This window comes from Paractinoplanes polyasparticus, assembly GCF_019710575.1.
GTDB classification, from domain to species: domain Bacteria; phylum Actinomycetota; class Actinomycetes; order Mycobacteriales; family Micromonosporaceae; genus Actinoplanes; species Actinoplanes polyasparticus.
Genome location: NZ_JAHWFK010000007.1, coordinates 174,273 through 191,269 on the forward strand (window position 1 = coordinate 174,273; position 16,997 = coordinate 191,269).

General features: G+C 70.3%; 17 protein-coding genes. 11 read left to right on the top strand and 6 right to left on the bottom strand.

Annotation, left to right across the window (positions count from 1 at the left end; all coding sequences use genetic code 11):
* The first annotated feature begins 76 nt into the window (after positions 1-76).
* From KXC43_RS10215 to KXC43_RS10235, 5 genes are all read left to right on the top strand, one after another.
* Positions 77-1,135 (top strand): SIS domain-containing protein, encoded by a 1,059-nt coding sequence (locus tag KXC43_RS10215; protein ID WP_221375743.1) that lies wholly within the window; start codon positions 77-79, stop codon positions 1,133-1,135.
* A gap of 67 nt (positions 1,136-1,202) precedes the next feature.
* Positions 1,203-2,753 carry a sensor histidine kinase gene (locus KXC43_RS10220; protein ID WP_221375744.1) on the top strand — a complete coding sequence of 517 codons (1,551 nt, stop codon included), beginning with the start codon at positions 1,203-1,205 and terminating at the stop codon, positions 2,751-2,753.
* A gap of 316 nt (positions 2,754-3,069) precedes the next feature.
* Positions 3,070-4,764, top strand: coding sequence for a nitrite/sulfite reductase (locus KXC43_RS10225; RefSeq protein WP_221375745.1), 1,695 nt, complete (start codon positions 3,070-3,072; stop codon positions 4,762-4,764).
* A 151-nt stretch (positions 4,765-4,915) separates the two neighbouring features.
* Complete coding sequence (locus KXC43_RS10230; RefSeq protein ID WP_221375746.1) at positions 4,916-5,683, top strand: phosphoadenylyl-sulfate reductase; 768 nt, start codon at positions 4,916-4,918, stop codon at positions 5,681-5,683.
* A complete protein-coding gene (locus KXC43_RS10235; protein ID WP_221375747.1) occupies positions 5,665-6,423 on the top strand; it encodes a sirohydrochlorin chelatase in 759 nt (252 codons plus the stop codon). The genes KXC43_RS10230 and KXC43_RS10235 overlap by 19 nt, the downstream gene beginning before the upstream one ends.
* 305 nt (positions 6,424-6,728) lie before the next feature.
* Here KXC43_RS10235 and KXC43_RS10240 read toward each other — a convergent pair whose 3' ends face one another.
* Positions 6,729-6,983 carry a WhiB family transcriptional regulator gene (locus tag KXC43_RS10240; RefSeq protein ID WP_221375748.1) on the bottom strand — a complete coding sequence of 85 codons (255 nt, stop codon included), beginning with the start codon at positions 6,981-6,983 and terminating at the stop codon, positions 6,729-6,731.
* Between the two features lie 402 nt (positions 6,984-7,385).
* Positions 7,386-8,336, bottom strand: coding sequence for a diacylglycerol/lipid kinase family protein (locus KXC43_RS10245; RefSeq protein ID WP_221375749.1), 951 nt, complete (start codon positions 8,334-8,336; stop codon positions 7,386-7,388).
* A 52-nt stretch (positions 8,337-8,388) separates the two neighbouring features.
* Here KXC43_RS10245 and KXC43_RS10250 point away from each other — a divergent pair, with 52 nt between their 5' ends.
* The gene (locus tag KXC43_RS10250; RefSeq protein WP_308129029.1) at positions 8,389-8,784 is read left to right on the top strand and encodes a hypothetical protein; all 396 of its coding nucleotides are present in this window, start codon (positions 8,389-8,391) and stop codon (positions 8,782-8,784) included.
* A 38-nt stretch (positions 8,785-8,822) separates the two neighbouring features.
* A complete protein-coding gene (locus KXC43_RS10255; protein ID WP_221375750.1) occupies positions 8,823-9,515 on the top strand; it encodes a FadR/GntR family transcriptional regulator in 693 nt (230 codons plus the stop codon).
* A gap of 7 nt (positions 9,516-9,522) precedes the next feature.
* On the opposite strand, the gene KXC43_RS10260 is transcribed toward KXC43_RS10255, so the two are convergent.
* Together KXC43_RS10260 and sodN are read right to left on the bottom strand one after the other, a co-directional pair.
* On the bottom strand, positions 9,523-9,882 hold the full coding sequence (locus KXC43_RS10260) for a trypco2 family protein (protein ID WP_221376011.1): 360 nt from the start codon (positions 9,880-9,882) through the stop codon (positions 9,523-9,525).
* Positions 9,883-10,025: 143 nt separating this feature from the next.
* Positions 10,026-10,430, bottom strand: a complete 405-nt coding sequence (sodN, locus tag KXC43_RS10265; RefSeq protein WP_221375751.1) for a superoxide dismutase, Ni — start codon at positions 10,428-10,430, stop codon at positions 10,026-10,028.
* An 86-nt stretch (positions 10,431-10,516) separates the two neighbouring features.
* Between sodN and KXC43_RS10270 the strand changes: the two genes are divergently transcribed.
* The 3 genes from KXC43_RS10270 to KXC43_RS10280 all read left to right on the top strand — a co-directional run bounded on the left by KXC43_RS10270 (position 10,517) and on the right by KXC43_RS10280 (position 13,376).
* Positions 10,517-10,825 (top strand): S26 family signal peptidase, encoded by a 309-nt coding sequence (locus KXC43_RS10270; protein WP_221375752.1) that lies wholly within the window; start codon positions 10,517-10,519, stop codon positions 10,823-10,825.
* A gap of 142 nt (positions 10,826-10,967) precedes the next feature.
* The gene (locus KXC43_RS10275) at positions 10,968-12,206 is read left to right on the top strand and encodes an NAD(P)-dependent malic enzyme (RefSeq protein WP_221375753.1); all 1,239 of its coding nucleotides are present in this window, start codon (positions 10,968-10,970) and stop codon (positions 12,204-12,206) included.
* Positions 12,207-12,425: 219 nt separating this feature from the next.
* Positions 12,426-13,376 (top strand): zinc-binding dehydrogenase, encoded by a 951-nt coding sequence (locus KXC43_RS10280; protein WP_221375754.1) that lies wholly within the window; start codon positions 12,426-12,428, stop codon positions 13,374-13,376.
* A gap of 95 nt (positions 13,377-13,471) precedes the next feature.
* Here the strand turns inward: KXC43_RS10280 and KXC43_RS10285 are convergent, their stop codons facing one another.
* Together KXC43_RS10285 and KXC43_RS10290 are read right to left on the bottom strand one after the other, a co-directional pair.
* The gene (locus KXC43_RS10285) at positions 13,472-14,407 is read right to left on the bottom strand and encodes an alpha/beta hydrolase family protein (RefSeq protein WP_438870867.1); all 936 of its coding nucleotides are present in this window, start codon (positions 14,405-14,407) and stop codon (positions 13,472-13,474) included.
* Between the two features lie 230 nt (positions 14,408-14,637).
* The gene (locus KXC43_RS10290) at positions 14,638-16,572 is read right to left on the bottom strand and encodes a WD40 repeat domain-containing protein (protein ID WP_221375756.1); all 1,935 of its coding nucleotides are present in this window, start codon (positions 16,570-16,572) and stop codon (positions 14,638-14,640) included.
* Between the two features lie 260 nt (positions 16,573-16,832).
* Between KXC43_RS10290 and KXC43_RS10295 the strand changes: the two genes are divergently transcribed.
* Entirely contained in the window at positions 16,833-16,997 is a 165-nt protein-coding gene (locus KXC43_RS10295) for a hypothetical protein (RefSeq protein WP_221375757.1), read from the top strand.

Consider the following 16,997-nt stretch of genomic DNA (forward strand, 5'->3'; position numbering starts at 1 on the left):
ACGTTGACTCTGTAAGCTAAATCTTGCAAGACTGCGCAGCAATCGCGCGTGCAGATGCTCTCCAGGGGAGGAACCCGTGACACAGCGAGGCCAGGGGACGGCCGCGGACATCGCGGAACAACCGGGTGGATTCGCCCGGCTGCTCGACACCGAGCACACCGGCCTCATCGCCGAGGTGGCCGCCGAGGTGGCCCGCCGGCGGCCGCGCAACGTCGTCTTCGTGGCCCGGGGCACCTCCGACCACGCCGCGCTCTACGGGGCCTACCTGAGCGAGATCCGGCTGGGCCTGCCGGTGGCCAGCGCCTCGCCGAGCGCGATCACGCTCTTCGGGGCCCGTCCCGACTTCACCGGCTCGCTGGTCGTCGGAGTCAGCCAGAGCGGCGGCTCGCCCGACCTGACCGGCGTGCTGCAGGTGGCCCGCGAGACCGGCGGCCTGACCCTCGCGGTCACCAACAACCCGGAATCGCCGCTGGCCCGGGCGGCCGAGCTGTCGATCGACGTGGCGGCCGGTCATGAGCGGGCGGTCGCGGCCACCAAGACGTACACCGCGGAACTTCTCGCCCTTCTGCTGCTGGTCGAGGGCATCCGCGCCGGCGACGGCGCGCTGCCGGCCGAGGAGCGCGCCGCCCTCGACAAGCTGCCCCAGCTGGCCGAGGACGCGCTGGCCGACCGGACGGCCGACGATCTGGCCCAGCGCTACCGGTTCGCCTCCCGCATGGTCACGACCGGGCGGGGGTACGCCTATCCGACCGCCCGCGAGGCCGCGCTGAAGCTCATGGAGACGTCGTACCTGCCGGCGCTCGCATTCTCGGGCGCCGACCTGCTGCACGGCCCGCTGGCCATGACCGACCCCGACGTGCCGGTGCTGGCCGTCGTGGGCGACGGCCCGGGCGGGCAGTCGATGCGCGACGTGGTGACCCGGCTCGGCGAGCGGCGGGCCGACGTGGTGACGATCGGCGCGACCGACGTGCCGGGCGCCGCGGGCCGCCTCTCCGTGCCGGCGGTGACCGACGAGCGGTACAGCGCGCTGCTCGACATCCTGCCGTTGCAGAAGCTGGCGCTCTCCCTGGCGCTGGCCCGCGGCGAGGATCCGGACGCGCCGCGAGGGCTCAAGAAGGTCACGAGCACTCTCTGACGCCTTTCCCGCAGTGCGGCCCGGCCGCCTTCGCGGATCAGTAACACCGGCGTGGCACGCTTGGGCCGTGTCAACGTTGCGTGATCTGGCCGAGGAGCACACCGGTCTCAAGCCGGCCGACATCGACCACCTGCACCGGCTGGCCGGGGACTGGCAGCTGCTGTCCGACCTCTCCTTCGCCGACCTGCTGATGTGGGTGCCGGTGAAGCGGGAGGACGGGCAGCCGCGCGAGTACCTGTGCGTCGCCCAGGTGCGCCCGACGACCGCCCCGACGGCCTACCAGGACGACCAGGTCGGCAAGATCGCGGGCGGTCCGGAGGTGGCCCACCTCGACATCGCCTTCGCCCAGGAGCGGATCTGGCGCGAGGGCGACCCGGTCTGGTACGGCGACACCCCGGCGCGGCACGAGGCCATCCCCGTACGCCTGCGTGACCCCGACGACCACGAAGAGGGCTTCAGCGAGGTCATCGCCGTGATCGGCCGCGACACCAACCTGTCCACCGCGCGGACCCCGAGCCAGCTCGAGCTCAACTATCTGACCACCGCCGACGACCTGGCCCAGATGGTCTCCGACGGCACGTTCCCACCGCCCCGGCACCCGGGCGAGACCACCTCGGCCCCGCGGGTCGGCGACGGCCTGGTCCGGCTCGACGCGGGCGGCAAGGTCACGTACGCCAGCCCGAACGCGCAGTCGGCCTACCGGCGGCTCGGCTTCAACGCCCACCTGGTCGGCGAGGAGCTGTCGGCGCTCACCAGCCGGCTCGCCGCCGATCCGCTGGAGGGCAACGACGCGTCCGAGCGCATCCTCTCGGCCCTGCGCGGCGAGTCCCCGCCCCGGCAGGAGATGGAGGCCCGCGGCGCGACCGTGCTGATCCGGGCGCTGCCGCTGCTGCCGGCCGGGGTGCCGATCGGCGCGTTGGTGCTGGTGCGCGACGTGACCGAGGTGCGCCGCCGCGACCGCGCGCTGATGACCAAGGACGCGACGATCCGCGAGATCCACCACCGGGTCAAGAACAACCTGCAGACCGTGGCCGCGCTGCTGCGCCTGCAGGCCCGCCGGGTCGACGCGCCCGAGGCCAAGCTGGCCCTGCAGGAATCGGTGCGCCGGGTCGCGTCGATCGCGCTGGTGCACGAGACCCTGTCGATGTCGAGCGACGAGGCGGTCGACTTCGACAGCATCGTCGACCGGGTGGCCACCGCCGCCACCGAGGTCGCGGCGACCAGCATCCCGGTCCGGATGCGGCGCGAGGGCACGTTCGGCGTGCTGCCCGCCGAGATCGCCACCTCGCTGGTCATGGTGCTGAACGAGCTGCTGATCAACGCGGTCGAGCACGGCTTCCCGGCCCCCGAGGACGACGACGACCCGGCTCCGCCCCCGTCCGGGGAGTTCGGCGAGGTGGTGGTCTCGGCCCACCGGTTCCGCAAGCAGTTGCACGTCACGGTGGCCGACAACGGGCAGGGCCTGCCCGACGACTTCCGGGCCGACGACACCCACCGGCTCGGCCTGCAGATCGTGCGGGCGCTGGCCACCGGCGAGCTCCGCGGCAGCATCGAACTGCGCAAGCGGGCCGGCGGCGGCACCGAGGCGGTGCTCGTGGTGCCCCTGGGAAAGCGCTGAATTGTTAACGCGGCGTTTGCGGGGTGCTACGTACCACACTCCCGGAATCTGGACCAGCCTGGCCCAGAAGGCCGCGGCGTGAGAGGCTTGCCCACATGACCGCTGCTCTGGACCGCCGCTTCGTGGCTCGCCGCCACGTTGATTACGGCCGTGTCCGCAGCGCGATGTGTCCGGCTTCCTGACGCCGTCCGAATTATTTTTCGGGCGCGCGAGACGCGCCGGCCACTCCTGACACTGATGTCGCGAGCCTCCCAGCATTCCGGAGAAAGAGCCGTGAGCGTCTGAACGCGCCCACGATTCCCGGAGGACCGCCGACATGGCGCCCAGCAGCACCCCCGCTACGCCGACCGCTCGCCCCCGCAAGGCGCGCGGCGAGGGCCAGTGGGCGCTCGGACACCGCGAGCCGCTGAACCCCAACGAGCGGATCAAGAAGGACGACAACCCGCTCAACGTCCGCGACCGCATCGAGAACATCTACGCCCGCACCGGCTTCGCCTCGATCGACCCGCAGGACCTGCGTGGCCGGTTCCGCTGGTGGGGGCTCTACACCCAGCGCAAGGCCGGGATCGACGGCGGTCGTACGGCGGTGCTCGAGCCGCACGAGCTCGAGGACGAGTACTTCATGCTGCGCGTCCGCATCGACGGCGGTGCCCTGAGCGTGGCCCAGCTGCGCACGATCGCGCAGATCTCCCAGGAATTCGGTCGCGACTCGGCCGACATCACCGACCGGCAGAACATCCAGCTGCACTGGATCCGCATCGAGGACATGCCCGAGATCTGGCGCCGCCTCGAGGCCGTGGGCCTGGAGACCACCGAGGCCTGCGGCGACTGCCCGCGTGTCGTGCTCGGCTCGCCGGTGGCCGGGGTGTCGGTCGACGAGGTGCTCGACGGGACGCCGGCGATCGACGAGATCATCAAGCGCTACATCGGCGACCCGCGCTACTCGAACCTGCCGCGCAAGTTCAAGTCGCAGATCTCCTGGCTGGCCGACGGTCCGTACGAGACCAACGACATCTCGTTCGTCGGCGTCAACCACCCGCAGCACGGCCCCGGCTTCGACCTCTGGATCGGCGGCGGCCTCTCCACCAATCCGCGGCTCGCCGAGCGGCTGGGCGTCTGGGTGCCGATCGACGACATCCCGGACGTCTGGGAGGGCGTGGTCGGGATCTTCCGCGACTACGGCTACCGCCGGCTGCGCAACCGGGCCCGGCTGAAGTTCCTGCTCGCCGACTGGGGTGTCGCCAAGTTCCGCGAGGTGCTCGAGAAGGAGTACCTGGAGCGCGCGCTGATCGACGGCCCGGCGCCCGACCTGCCGGCCAAGCCGATCGACCACATCGGTGTGCACAAGCAGATCGACGGCCGCAACTACGTCGGCGCGGCGCCGGTGGTGGGCCGGTCCTCCGGTGTCCAGCTGGGCAAGCTCGCCGACCTGGTCGAGGCGCACGGCTCCGACCGGGTGCGTCTCACCGCGTACCAGAAGCTTCTGGTCCTTGACGTGGCCGACGAGCAGGTCGAGCCGTTGATCGCCGGGATGCGCGCGATCGGCCTCGAGGCCCGGCCGTCGGCCTGGCGGCGCGGCACGATGGCCTGCACCGGCATCGAGTACTGCAAGCTCGCGATCGTCGAGACCAAGGCCCGCGGCGAGGAGCTGGTGGCCCGGCTCGAGGAGCGGCTCAAGGACTTCGACGCCGAGATCTCGATCCACATCAACGGCTGCCCCAACGCCTGCGCCCGCACCCAGGTCGCCGACATCGGCCTCAAGGGTCAGCTGGTGATGAACGCGCACGGCGAGCAGGTCGAGGGCTTCCAGGTACACCTGGGCGGCGGGCTCGGCATGGCCCAGGGCCAGACGTCCGGCTTCGGGCGCAAGCTGCGCGGGCTCAAGGCCACGGCGGAAGAGCTTCCCGCGTACGTCGAGAAGCTGGCCCGCCACTACCTGGACGGACGCACGTCGAAGGACGAGACGTTCGCCGACTGGGTCGTGCGCGCCGACGAGGAACTCCTCAAATGAGTGACGCCCGGTCCGCCCCGCTGTACTGCCCGTACTGCGGCGAAGAGGACCTGTTCCCCAACGAGGCGTCGCACGGCGCGTGGGAGTGCCACTCCTGCGCCCGCGTTTTCACGGTCAAGTTCATGGGGCTGCTTTCCAAGGGAGTAAACCGATGACAGTCGTGGCCGCAACTTCTCTCAACCTGGTCAACCTCGGCGGCGCGGCCGCGGTGACCCAGGATCCGACCCGCCGTTCCCGCGACGACCTCGAGGCGCTGGCCCGCAAGGCCGGCCGTGAGCTGGAGGGCGCCCCGGCCGAGGTGATCGCCAAGTGGGCGACCGACACCTTCGGCGACCGGTTCTGCGTCACCAGCTCGATGGCCGACGCGGTGGTCGCGCACCTCTTCTCCCGGGTCTCGCCGGGCGTCGACGTGGTCTTCCTCGACACCGGTCTGCACTTCCCCGAGACGCTCAAGGTGCGCGACATCGTGGCCGCCACCATGGACGTGAACGTCCGCTCGATCCGTCCCCGCCGGACGGTCGGCCAGCAGGACGGCGAGTACGGGCCGCGGCTGTTCGCCCGCAGCCCCGACGAATGCTGCTTCCTGCGCAAGGTCGAGCCGCTCGAGCGCGCGCTGAGCGACTACGACTCGTGGGCCACCGGCCTGCGCCGTGACGAGTCGCCGACCCGGGCCAACACGCCGGTGGTGGCGTTCGACCCGAAGAAGGGCAAGGTCAAGGTCAACCCGATCGCGGCCTGGACCCAGGCCGACGTCGACCGCTACATCGCCCGGTGGAACGTGCCGGTCAACGAGCTGTTCAAGAAGGGGTACGGCTCGATCGGCTGCTGGCCGTGCACCCGGCGCACGAAGGCGGGCGAGGACCCGCGGGCGGGCCGTTGGGCCATGTTCGAGAAGACCGAATGCGGCCTTCACGTCTAGCGCCGGTGGCGCCGGGGTCCCGCCTCGCTCCGGCCCCGGCCGTCGTCCTGGTCGCTCACGGCAGCCGTGACCCGCGGGCCGCGGCCGCCACGGAGGCGCTGGCCCGGGCCGTCCGCCGTGCTCATCCCTCGTGGGACGTGCACGCGTCGTACCTCGACCATGCCGGCCCGCGCCCGCTCGACGTGCTGGCCGGCCTGCCGGGGCGCCGGGCGGTGCTGGTGCCGCTGCTGCTGACGGCGGCCTATCACGGCAAGGTCGACGTCCCGGCGGTCCTCGACGACGCGGCCTCGCTGCCGGTCGACGTGACGCTGGCCGACGTCCTGGGCCCGTCCGAGTCGCTGATCGACGGAGTGCTGCGCCGCCTGCCCGCCGCCGAGCTGGACGCGGTCGTGCTGGCGGCGGCCGGCACACGGGACGCGGCCGCCCGGGAAACGATCATGTGGGCCGCGGACGCTCTCAGTGCCCGCCTGAGCGTCCCGTGCATCGCCGCCTATGCCTCGGCCTCCCCGCCGGACCCTGGGGCGGCTGTGCGGCACCTGCGGGCCTCGGGCGCTTCCAGGGTCGGTCTGGCCGCCTATTTCCTGGCTCCGGGCTTCCTGTACGACCTGGCCGTGCGCTCCGCCCGGGAGGCCGGCGCGGTCTGCGCGGCCGAGCCGCTCGGCGACGCCCCGGAACTCGTCCGGCTCGTGGCGTCCCGCGTGCTGGCGGCGACCGGTCGCTCGTTGTCTGCTGCCGCCTGAACCGTGTTTCCCCCCACCCGGCGTACGGATGTGGGGTTTGGCGACGCACCGTTACCAACCGTCGTGCGCCCGGCGCGCTCCGCAGAGGCCTGACCGACCGTGAGGGGAATGTGGACCATTCGTCGCGGCTCGCAATTTCGAGATCATTTCGTGGATTCTCGATGAAACCCAACGTGATCGCATTAGCGCGTTCGGCGAACCTCTCGGGAAGCTCTCAGGATTCGGCGCGCTCAGTAATCGGGCGGAAACAGCAAGACGCCCCGGTGCCGATCGGCCCGGGGCGCAAATGCTGTGAGGGGATTGATTCAGGCGGTAGGAGCGCCGACCCGGAGGCCGCCGCGACGCTTCACTGCGCGCCGCTCGTCTTCGCTCATCCCGCCCCAGACGCCGGCGTCCTGTCCCGATTCGAGTGCCCAGGTAAGGCAGTCCGAAGTCACGGGACACCGCCGGCACACGGCCTTGGCCTGCTCGACCTGCAGGAGCGCGGGGCCGGACGTCCCGATCGGGAAGAACAGCTCCGGGTCCTCGTCGCGGCAGATCGCATCGTGACGCCAGTCCATGGCGGCAACACTCCTTGTTTCTGGCTGGGGTAATGAATCGCGTTACTGCTTTACCTATGCGTGCGCGATGGCGGCTGACGTCTGAGTGCCCGTCTGCTCGCCGTGCGTAGCAAGCTTTTGTGTTACTGGTGCTGCTCGGCGCTTCTGGATAAGAAACGCGCGCAACCAGCAACCGGTTACTTCTTATCGCTTGTGAATGCTTTCACGAACTCGTGCGATGTCAAGGGTAGCGCCCGAAGTTTCTCCGGCCGGGTGAGCTGCCTCACGCCCTCTATGTCCGGTTCTGAGGCATGCGCCAGAGCCGGTTGACCAACGCTCCTATCAATGTAGTACGGTCTCCGCCCCGATGCCGACCTTTTGACCGTCTTTCTGTAACGGATCGTGAGGTTGACTACCCGTCGATCAGCAGATCACACGTAGCGCTTCGGGAACGGACACAAAGTGCACCTTCTGGCGCTCGCCCAGATAGTCGCCGTCCAGCTGGAACGGCTGCGGCCGGGAAGCGACGACGGTGAACTCGTCCTGGTCGTGCAGATGCAGCACATGCTTGCCGTGTGGGTCGCCCTTGCGCATCGCCAACTGGGCCAGCGTGCGCGTGGTGCCGCCGATGGCCAGGCCGCGCTGGGCCATCACATCGAGGCCGCGGTCGAACGACGCGCCCGGGTTCGGATTGATCGCCCGGTCGCCGACATAGGTCCAGGGAGCGGTGTTCTGAATGATGACGGTGCCCAGATCGGGTTCGGCCGGCTCGCCGGGGCGCTCGATCGACAACGGCGGCGCCTTGCGGTCCTCCCCGGCGAGGATCTGGCCGGCGATCGAGCGGAAGTAGAGACCCGGCGTGGAGGTGCGGCCCCGCAGGCGGGCCTGCTCGACCCGGCGCACCACGGCCGCGTCCAGGCCCATGCCGGCGGCGAAGGTGAAGTAGCGGTCGTCGGCGCGGCCCAGGCCGATCACCCGGTGCCGCCCGTCGCGCAGACCCTCGAGGATCACGCTGACGCCCTCGACCCAGTCGCGCGGCAGCCCCAGCGCGCGGGCGAAGACGTTGGTCGATCCACCGGGGACCACGGCGAGCGCCGGCAGCACCTGGGAGCGGGGGCCGGTCAGCCCGCTCAGCACGGCCTCGGCGGTCATCAGGCCGTTCACCGCCTCGTTGACCGTGCCGTCGCCGCCCAGGGTGACGACCACGTCGACCCCGCTCTCGGCCGCGGCGCGGGCCAGCGTGGCCGCGTGGCCGCGGCGGGTCGTGTATTCCACCGACAGCTCGACCGCGCTGCGCAGGGCCCTGACCAGGACGTCTCGGCTGCGCTCGCTGGTGGTCGTAGCCTTGGGGTTGACCAGCAGTAACGCTCGCATGCGCGGCACAATACCCAAGAGGCGCCCGAAACACTGTCGGTATGGTGCACGAGTGACCGGTGAGAAGTCAGTCGTTGACAAGCCCTCGACGCTGGTGTGGGCGGTGCGACTGCTCTACCTGGAGTGCGCCGCGCTGGCCGGCCTCACGATTTACCTCATCGTCCTCGATCTGACGAGGCCGTCGGTCAACGTCGGGATGGCCGTGGCGTTGACCGTCTTCGCTGCCCTCGGCGTGGCGGCCGTCTTCTTCGTCGCGCGCGCCCTCGGCCGTCGGCAGCGCGGTGCCCGCGGCCCCGCCATCGTCGTGCAGCTCTTCACCATCGCCGCCGGTGGGTTCCTGCTCCAGGTCGGCCCGTCCTGGCTGGGCCTCGTGCTGATGGCGCTCGGTGTGCTCGTGGGCCTGCTGATCGTGCTCCCGCCCAGCACGAGAGCGTTAGGCATCGATTAATTGCCCTGATTCGGCGGACCAGGGCCTACCCTGAGGGTGTGACCGGATCAACGGTGCGCCCGCCCGCGTACCAGCTGCTGGCCGACGAGTTACGGGCGGACATCACCTCAGGACGGCTTCAGCCCGGCGAGCGTCTGCCGCCGGAGCCTGAGCTGTGCGTGAAAACCGGCGTCAGCCGCAGCACCGTGCGCGAGGCCTTGCGCCTGCTGGCCAGCCAGCACCTGATCGTCACGACCCGCGGCGTCACCGGGGGCAGCTTCGTCGCCCACCCCGACGCCGAACAGCTTGCTGACGATCTCACCACGGGTTTCACGCTGCTGTCGAACTCGGCCGGCGTGGGTCTGACCGACCTGGTCGAGTTGCGCCGCGCGCTCGAGGTGCCGGCGGCCGGCCTGGCCGCGGTGCGCCGCGACGACGAGCACCTGGCCGAGGTGCGCGGCGCGTTCTTCAACCCCGCGGTCGACGACCTCGAGACGATGCTCGCCGCGCACGCCGCCTTCCACACGGCTGTGGCCAAGGCGACGATGAACCCGCTCTTCGAGCTGGTGGTGCGCCCGCTCTACCACGCGAGTTTCGGCGAGGACATCATCGAGAACCTGCCGCCCGGCTACTGGCGCCAGATCGACGCCGACCACCGGCTGATCCTGGACTGCCTGATCATGCGGGACGCGGAGTCGGCGACCCGGGCCGCGGCGCAGCATCTCGACTACATCGCCGCGGTGTTGCACTGAGGCGGTTCTAGGCCCCGGTGCGCCTGGTCACGAGGCGGATCGTGGCGCGCTGCCCGGTGGCCTCGGCCGCGGCCGAGGTGGTGAGGGCCGTCAGCACCTTCCACGCGAAGGACGACTCGGCCGGCAACTTCGCGCCCCGTACGGTCGTCACGGTGACCTCGACGGTCAGAGCGTCCTCGGTCACCGCGAACCGGCAGTCGAGCTCGGCGCCGCGGGTCGCGATCGCCAGCAGCATCGCGCAGGCCTCGTCGACCGCGATACGCAGGTCTTCGATCTCGTCGAGGGCGAAGTGCAGCCGCGCCGCCAGACCGGCCGTCGCCGTGCGGAGGACCCCCAGATAGCCGCCGTCGGCGGGCACGGTCAGCATCACGACGTCGTCGCCGATAGCCGGGTCCGGATGTCTGTCCGTCACCTGAGTCACCGTTCCTCCTCCTGCCGCGGGAGACTTTAGTCGCTGAACAGACACGGCCGGTACGCCCGGTGGGCGTACCGGCCGTGCTTGGTTCCTGCTCAGGCCTGCTTGGTCTCCCAGAAGATCTTCGAGATCTCCTCGATCTTGCCGAGGAGCTGGTCGCCGACGGCCGGGTCGAGCGAACCCTTGGCGCCCGCGGCGCCGGCCAGCTTGGTGGCCTCGTTGAACAGCTGGTGCAGGTTGGGGTACTTCTCGAAGTGCGGGGGCTTGAAGTAGTCGGTCCACAGCACCCACAGGTGGTGCTTGACCAGCTCGGCCCGCTGCTCCTTGATGATGATGGCGCGAGTGCGGAACTCAGGGTCGGTGTTCGCCTGGTACTTCTCCTGAATGGCCTTGACCGACTCGGCCTCGATCCGGGCCTGCGCCGGGTCGTAGACGCCGCAAGGCAGGTCGCAGTGGGCGCTGACCACGGTGGTAGGCGTGAGGAAACGCGGAAGTCGCATCAGGACTCCTCCATACGAGTTTGCGATGATCCGTGGTTGACACTACCCCTTACAACCCTGCGGTAAAGCGACGGAGGACTGATGCCGTGAGATGGCAACTACCACTGTTTGCAGTAGTCGTCCGAGGGCCGTCCATGGTGCCGACCCTGCGCGACGGCGACGCCCTGCTGGTGCGCCGGGGCGGCCGGGTGCGCGCGGGGGACGTGGTGGTCGCCCGGTTCCGTACGCGGCCCGACCTGCTGGTTGTGAAGCGCACGGTAAGGCCCCAGGACGGCGGGTGGTGGCTACAGGGCGACAACCAGCTGATCGAGGACGACAGCCGCGCGTACGGGGTGGCGGATGTCATCGGCCCGGTGTTATTCCGCTACTACCCGCGGCTCGGTCGGCTAGGTTAGGGTCGCAGCACCGCGGCGCACACTCGCGCTTCGCGGTTGCTGTTTCCCGGGTGATCCCCGCATCGCGTTCCGGTCCGGCGCCCTACTCGCCGTCGCGACCGCCTCGCCGACCCCACGTCCCGATGCCGGTTGGAGCCCCCGCATGTCCTACTTCAGTTTCGAGCTCGATCCCGCCCTGGCCGCCGATCCCGTCTTCGACCTGCACAAACGCGGCAAGATGGAGATCAGCCTGACCGTGCCGCTGGCCAGCCGCGACCACCTCTCCCTGGCCTACACCCCGGGTGTCGCCCGGGTCTGCGAGGCCATCGCCGACGACGAGTCGCTCTACTCCGACTACACGTGGACGGCCAACACCGTCGCCGTGGTCACCGACGGTTCGGCCGTGCTCGGGCTGGGCAACATCGGTCCCAAGGCCGCCATGCCGGTCATGGAGGGCAAGTCGATCCTGTTCAAGCAGTTCGGCGGCGTCGACTCCATCCCGATCTGCCTTAACACCCAGGACGTCGAGGGCATCGTCGCCGCGGTCAAGGCGATGGCGCCGTCGTTCGGCGGCATCAACCTCGAGGACATCAGCGCCCCGCGCTGCTTCGAGATCGAGCGCCGGCTCGACGCCGAACTCGACATCCCCGTCTTCCACGACGACCAGCACGGCACCGCGGTGGTCACCCTGGCCGCCCTGCGCAACGCGGCCAAGCTGCTCGGCCGCCGACTGGGCGACCTGCGCGTGGTCATCAGCGGGGCCGGCGCGGCCGGTGTCGCGATCACCCAGATGCTCGTCGCGGCCGGGGTCGACGGCGCCAACGTCATCGTCTGCGACTCGCGCGGCATCATCCACGCCGGCCGGGGCGACCTCACCCCGACCAAGGCGGAACTGGCGGCGACGACCAACTTCTCCGGTCGTACGGGGGGAGTCGCGGAGGCCCTGATCGGCGCCGACGTGCTGGTCGGCGTGTCCGGCGGCCAGATCGACGAGAGCGCGGTGGCCGGCATGGCCCCCGGCGGCATCATCTTCGCGATGGCCAACCCGACCCCCGAGGTGCACCCCTCGATCGCCCACAAGTACGCGGCGATCGTGGCCACCGGCCGCAGCGACTTCCCCAACCAGATCAACAACGTGCTGGCCTTCCCCGGCATCTTCCGCGGGGCCCTCGACGTCCGGGCGACCACGATCACCGAGCGCATGAAGGTGGCCGCGGCCGACGCGATCGCCGACGTGGTCTCGGACGAGCTGACCCCCGACGCGATCGTGCCGTCGCCCCTCGACCCGCGCGTCGCCCCGGCCGTCGCCGCCGCGGTGGCCGCCGCAGCCGAGGCCGACGGAGTGGCCCGCCGCTCGGCGCCGGTCGCCCCGGCCCAGCGCTCGGCGGCGCTGCCCAGCTAAATCTGCTTGCTCGACCGGCCCGGGGTGCATCGCGCAACCGGGCCGGTCTGTGTCCGGCTGGCCCAAGCAGAGCTGGCCCAAACGGAGCCCACCCTCCCTGGGGGAGCCCCCGCTGGTCATTTTCGCGCAGCGGCGCTTGATCGTGTCGATGGCCTGTGGACAACGCGCGATTGTGGAAAACCGGCGGGTGATCGTCAGTGGCCACTATGGTCTGTGGCTATGCGCGCCGCCTACGCCATAGCAGCTGACATGACCGATCCCCGCTCCGCCTTGCGCGTGGCCGACCTGCCCGAGACCACGCCGCCCGAGGGCTGGGTGACGGTCGACGTGCGGGCCGGTTCGCTCAACCAGCACGACATCTGGTCGCTGCGCGGCGTGGGACTGCGCGCCGACCGGTTGCCGATGGTGCTCGGCTGCGACGCCGCCGGTGTCGACCAGGACGGTAACGAAGTCGTCGTCTACCCCGTGGTGGCCGACGAGACCGACCCGCGCGGGTTGTCGCTGCTGTCCGAGCGGTTTCCCGGCACGCTGGCCGAGCGGGTGTCCGTACCGCCGGAAAATCTCATTCCGAAGCCGGCCGGCCTCTCGTTCCTCGACGCGGCCTGCCTGCCCACGGCCTGGCTGACCGCCTTCCACATGCTGACCACGCGCGGCCGGGTCGAGTACGCCTCGTCGGTGCTGGTGCAAGGGGCCGGCGGCGGGGTGGCCACGGCCGCGGTCGCGCTCGCGGTCGCGATGGGCAAGCGGGTTTACGCCACCAGCCGCGACCCGGGCAAGCGGGAGCGGATCGCCGAACTGGGCGCGACGGCGGTCGAGCCGGGGGTCCGGCTCCCCGAGCGGGTGGATGTCGTCATCGAGTCGGTGGGCGCGCCCACCTTCGACCACTCGATGAAGTGCAGCGCCCCGGGCGCCCGCATCGTGGTGTGCGGCGCGACCGGCGGCCACCTCGCCACCGTCGACCTGCGCCGCCTGTTCGCGATGCGGCTCGACGTGCTCGGCAGCTCGATGGGCACCGTCCCCGAGCTGGCCGCCCTGCTCGACTTCCTGGTCGAGAAGGACGTGCGCCCGGTCATCGACTCCACCTACGGCTTCAGCGCCATCGCCGACGCCTTCGCACGCCTCGAGTCGGGCGAGATCTTCGGCAAGGTGGCGATCGACTTCCTGCACTGACTCGGTGAGCGGGCCCCGGCTGCGACGCCGACGCACGCGGGCGGCCCGGCTGGGCCGGCCAAGGCCGTCACGCGTGGTGGCCCGGCTGGGGCGGGTCAGCCGAGGTTGTCCTGCAGGGTGGCCAGTCCGCCGCGGGTGGCGTCGGGCTTCAGGCGGTTACGGGCGGCCTGGTCGCCGTAGAGGGCCCAGCGCCAGAAGTCGGTGCTGGTGGTGGCGATCACGTCCAGGGAGCGGCCGGAGGCGATGTGGCCGCCGTTGGTGACCGACAAGAAGGCCTTGGGCCACTGGACGGCGCTGTAGGCGGCCTGGCCGTCGGAGTACTCGACTGTGTTGTCCTGGCGGCCGTGCACGAAGAGCAGGGGTGCCTCGGGGCCGATGAACGGCTGAGGCAGGATCTGCCGACCGGCCAGGACCACGCCGGCGCGGAGCCGCTCGTCGCGGGTGCCGCTGAAGAGGCCGATCGTGGTCACTCCGCCCGCGGAATGACCGGCGGCGGCGATCCGAGTCTTGTCGATGGTGACGCCCAGTTCGGCCAAGGTGCGGGTGATCACGTAGCTGGCGTCGGCGGGTTGGTTGATCACGTCGAGCACGTTGAAGTCGGTGGCCGAGGCCGAGGTGTGCGGGTAGGCCGGCGCGGCGACGACAAAACCGGCACGGGCCCAACTGGTCAGCAGTTCGCGGTAGTCGGATGGTCGTCCGCCGAGGCCGTGGCTGAACAGGATCAGAGGGAACGAGCCGTCGCCCGTCGGCTGCCACACCGTGGTGGGCAGGAGGCGGTCGGCGCCTCGCTGCAGGCGGAGTGTGCGGGTTTCCACGGCGAATGCCTGCGAAGGCGCAGCGCCCGGAAGCCGCGCGGCGCCCGAGCTGGAAGCAGCGGCGGGTGGAGCAGCGGCGGATGGTGGCGCGGCGGGCACGGTTGCCGTGGGCCGCAGCGTCGCCGTCGGGGCGGGCGTCGGCTCGCTCGTGCAGGCGGCGAGCGAGGCCGACAACGCCACAACGGCGAGAACAGGGATGAGGAGAGGGCGACGCACCCGACCCATTGTGCTTCGGCCTTTGCGCGGCGGCACAGGCCGGCAGCGTGCGTTCCGCCCGGACGGTGGATCGGCTGCTGGCATGTGGCAGCCGCGGCCAACGACTGCGGGCATCTGTCGCCAGGGACGGCGGGTGCCGGTCGGCGGCGCCCCAGCTGCCGATGTGCGGCAGCCGGGGCACGTCCTCGGAAAGTACGGCGGACGCCCAGCAGCAGGCATGCCGTCGCGGTCTATCGGGTGAAAATGAAGTACATGTAGGGGGTGGCAGCCGGGTAGTTGAAGGCGTCGCCGGAGCGGGACGGCGGGTCGTAGCGGGCACGGATCCGGAGTTTGCGGCCGATGTCGTCGGAGCCGTCGAAGATGTTGGTGGCGTTGCCCGCCGGGACCAGCGTGGAGTCGAAGTAGCGCCAAGCGCCGCTCGTGTAGGTCTGGATCTCGAGGGACGCCCTCCGGTTGGGCGACGGGGTCAGGCTGGTGAAGAACATCGCCGGCGTCTTGATGCGGTAGTGCAGGTAGTTGAGGCCATCGATCTTGGCTGTGCGGTAGGCGTTGGACTGGGTGAGCGAGAGGTTCACCCTGACCAGCGCCACCGATTTGACGATCCGGGTCGCGTAGCGGGCGTCGCCCGGGAACTTGGCCGTCACGCTGGTGTTGCGGGTCAGGCGCACGCTCGCCGACAGGTCGCCCTTACTGTTCACCGTGCCTCGCTTGAGCAGGCGCGGGGCCTGGTCGGTGCCGTACGGGTCGGCCCAGATCTCGACCGTACGTCCCGTGTACGTCGAGCCGAGGTGTGCGGTGAACGTGCCCGTGACGCCCTGGTTGAAGATCTTGTTGTGCTGGTTCAGGGTCAGCACCGGCATGACGCGGGACACCTGGACCACCTTGTTCAAGGTGACGGCCGCGTGGTTGGGGCCGCCGCGATAGGTCAGCCGATAGGTGACCGCGCCGCCGGTCGACGGAGTGTCGGTGATCGTGAACTTGCCGCCGGCGTCGATCTTGCGGGTCATCAGGACGGTGCCGGCCGGCTTGGTCAGGTCGAGCCGGGTGACCGCCACCGGCGTGCCGGTGTGCAGCGGCACAGTCGACTTCAACGTGCCGGTGAGAGTCAGCAGCTTGGCCCGGGGCGCTGTCGCCGGGCCGGTCACGGCGAGCGTGGGCATCGTCTTGCGCGGTTCGGTGAAAGTCCGCAGCGTATACGCGCCGTCGGTGCTCTTCGAAACCGCGAAGAGCCGGGAGCCGTTCGGTTCCCAGGCGACCGTGCGGGGCTGCAGCTCATCGGAGGCGGGCAGGTCGTAGGGCCGGACCTTGACGCCGCTCGCCGAGAAGATGTGCAGATCGGGCCGGCCGGCGGCCGCGCTGCCCCCGGCGACCGTACCGTCGAGCGCGATGTCGACGGCCCGCGCATTCGCCTCGATGGCCAGGGTCTTCTTCGTGGCCAGGTTCGCGATGTTCCGCAGCGTGACGGCGGATTCGCCCAGTGCCACGGTGGCGATGGTCTCGCCGTCGGGGGAGAACTTGATGTCGGCAATCTCGCCGGTGGTCGCTACGGTCGCGATCGACCTGACCGTCTCGCCGGAGACGTCGTAAGTCGTGAGACCCGTCGACGACGCGACCGCCAACAGGTTCGGGGCCGCGGCGGAAAAGGCGAGCCGGGGCTGGCGGCCGATGCCGCCGTCGACCGGCTTCACCTCGGCACTCGATGCGGGAACCGCGGGATCGATCGCGCCGAAACCGTCCTCGCGGGCGAACCAGAGCTTGCCGGCGACCACGGCCAGGTCCGGGGTGCCGATGACGCCCGTGTAATGGACGTCGGTCCCGGCCATCGTGCTGGGGTCGAGGGCGACGACCTGTGCGACTTCGGTAGCACCGCCGTCGTCGGGGTCGGACACGGCGTACAGCTTCTTCGAGTCGGTGGAGAGCGCGAGCGCGCCGGGCCTCTTCATCTCGGAAGTGGCGATGACCTTGCCGTCGTACGTGGCGGAGACGACCTTGCCGCCGACCGGGTCGCTGACGAAAACGCGCTGATGCACGCCGTCCACGACGACATCGCCCACCGACTTGATCGGCAGAGCCTGACTCGAATCGGCCAGGGCCGGGATGGTGACGCCCACCGCCACGGCCACACCGGCGGCCAGAATGACCACCGGCAACTTCCTCGTACGCACTGATCTTCTCCCCGCGGATGGCAGCGAACCGACGACCGCGCGAACCGTACCTGGAAGATCAACTAATCACGATCCACCGAAAGGGCGACCGGTAGCGATTCGTCGCGATCATCGGTCGTGGACGAGGTGGCGCGGGGACGAAGGGCGGCTGACTCTGACCCTCCCACGATCGGGTGAAATCGCCGTACGCATCGTGTTTGTCCTGCTAAGAGGCTCGGCCGGGGCGGCTGGGCGGGCATCGTTTCGCTATGGTCTTGGCCATGTCTGACAACAGCGTCGACCCGAGCGGCAACACCGAAGCGTTCCGGGCCTTCACTCACAGCACCCCGCAGGAGCCGGCGACGGCCTCGAAGACCCCGCTGATCATCGGCGGTGTCGTGGTCGCCGTCGTCCTGGTCGCCCTGATCGCCTGGCTGGCTCTCTGA